This window comes from Pantoea sp. CTOTU49201 (assembly GCF_032054795.1).
Taxonomy (GTDB): Bacteria; Pseudomonadota; Gammaproteobacteria; order Enterobacterales; family Enterobacteriaceae; genus Pantoea; species Pantoea symbiotica.
Map to the genome: position 1 here is coordinate 1 of NZ_DAMBSA010000594.1, position 1,979 is coordinate 1,979.

Here is a 1,979-nt window from a genome sequence, read left to right on the forward strand (position 1 = left end):
CTCTTGCAGGGTACTGGCGGCATCCATGGTGATCACGCCATCCACCACTTTGCCGCCCTGCTGCGCGGTTTCCGAGGCGGTGAGCGCCAGCTGCGACGCCTGACGGGCGTTTTCGGCGTTCTGCTTCACGGTGGCGGTCAACTGCTCCATGCTGGCAGCGGTCTCTTCCAGCGAAGCCGCTTGCTGCTCGGTACGCGAGGAGAGATCGTTGTTGCCCATGGCGATTTCGCTGGCACCGGTGTAGATGGCATCGGAACCGTCACGCACGGTACGCACCGTTCGCGCCAGCTCTTGCTGCATCTCTTGCACCGAGGTGAGCAGCTCGCCCATCTCGTTGCGCACCGTGATGTCGACCTGCTGCGTCAAATCACCGCGTGCGATGTGACGAATGTGCTCGATGCTCTGCTTCAGCGGACGGATCAGCACCGTACGCATGCCGCTCCACACCAGCGCAATCACCAGCAAGGTCACCAGCAGCGTGCCGACCACCAGCATGATTGACTTGGTATACGCCGCGTCATTGGCTTCAATGCCCTGATTGGCGAGCACAATGTTGTAGCTCAGCCACGCGTTGTAATCTTTGGCAAATTTGTCCTGGAATCCCTGCGTCGGCTGATCAACAAATCCTTTGAAATTTCCGCTACCGAGGAAATCGATCAACTCACCCAATGCACCCCGATAGGCGTTGTAGTTGGCCTGCAGCGTCAGCACGTTCTCGGCCTTTTTGCCCTTTTCAGACAGGTTGGCGTTAAATTCGGCAAAACCCTGATCGGCGTTCTTCAACTCCTCACTCGCCAGCGCCACCAGATCTTTCACGGTTGCGCCTGAGCCAGCCTGCTGACTGTCCAGCAGGTAACGGATCCCCGCACGGTTCAGCGTGTTACGCGCCTGAACCAGCGATACCCATGAGGTGCCCATCGCCCGCTGCAGCGTGCTAAGACGCTGGTTATAGGCAAAATTATCTTTATCGGCTTTGACCGTGGAGTAGAACACCCCACCGGAGAACAGCTGCAGTAAGGCAAACAGCGCCAGCACGCACAGCAGGCCGGATACAACACGAATACGACTAAACATAAACACCTCATTGGTTGGCGGATCGCCTCTGTTATCGGCGCTCAAAAGGGGATCTTTATGTGTGTTCGCAGGGGTTGGACCAGCTTGGGGATGAAGAAGGTCGCCATTTATGGCGACCTGTTACTAACGGTTAAAACGTCTCCCAGTTGCCGTCACTCACCGGCGCGGCAGCCGCTTTGCGCGGTGCGCTGGCGATCTGACGTACCATGCTCGCCTTCGGTTGCGCCTGCGCGGCGCGCGGAATGCGGAACACCGATACCGCCTGGCTCAGGCGGCTCGCCTGCTCTTCCAGTGATGCAGCAGCAGCAGCGGACTCTTCCACCAGCGAGGCGTTCTGCTGGGTGACGCGGTCCATCTCGGTCACCGCTTGTCCTACCTGATCGATACCACGGCTCTGCTCATCCGATGCCGAGGCGATTTCGCCCATAATATCGGTGACGCGCGTGACGGCACCGACGATATCATTCATGGTCTCTCCGGCGGTGCCGACCAGTTGCGAACCGTTGTTGACGCGGTTCACCGAGTCTTCGATCAAGCCTTTGATCTCTTTTGCCGCCTGCGCACTGCGCTGCGCCAGGTTACGTACTTCACCCGCCACCACGGCAAAACCACGGCCCTGTTCACCGGCGCGCGCCGCTTCAACCGCCGCGTTCAGCGCCAGGATGTTGGTCTGGAAAGCGATGCCATCAATCACGCTGATAATGTCGGCGATCTTCTTCGAACTGCCGGCGATATCCTGCATGGTACGCACCACGCCATCGACCACCTCGCCACCTTTGCGTGCGGTATCGGACGCGCTGAGTGCCAGCTGCGACGCCTGACGCGCATTCTCGGCGTTCTGTTTCACCGTCGCGGTGAGCTGCTCCATGCTGGCTGCAGTCTGCTCCAGTGAGGCGGCCTGCTCT

The 1,979-nt window shown here is 59.5% G+C and carries 2 protein-coding genes; both read right to left on the minus strand.

The features are described 5' to 3' along the window. Nucleotides 1-1,074 (minus strand): Tar ligand binding domain-containing protein (locus RTY00_RS24210; RefSeq protein ID WP_312666664.1); only part of this gene is annotated, 1,074 nt, incomplete at its 3' end. A gap of 130 nt (nt 1,075-1,204) precedes the next feature. Continuing rightward, a partial coding sequence (locus RTY00_RS24215) for a methyl-accepting chemotaxis protein (protein WP_312666665.1) occupies nt 1,205-1,979 on the minus strand: 775 nt, incomplete at its 5' end.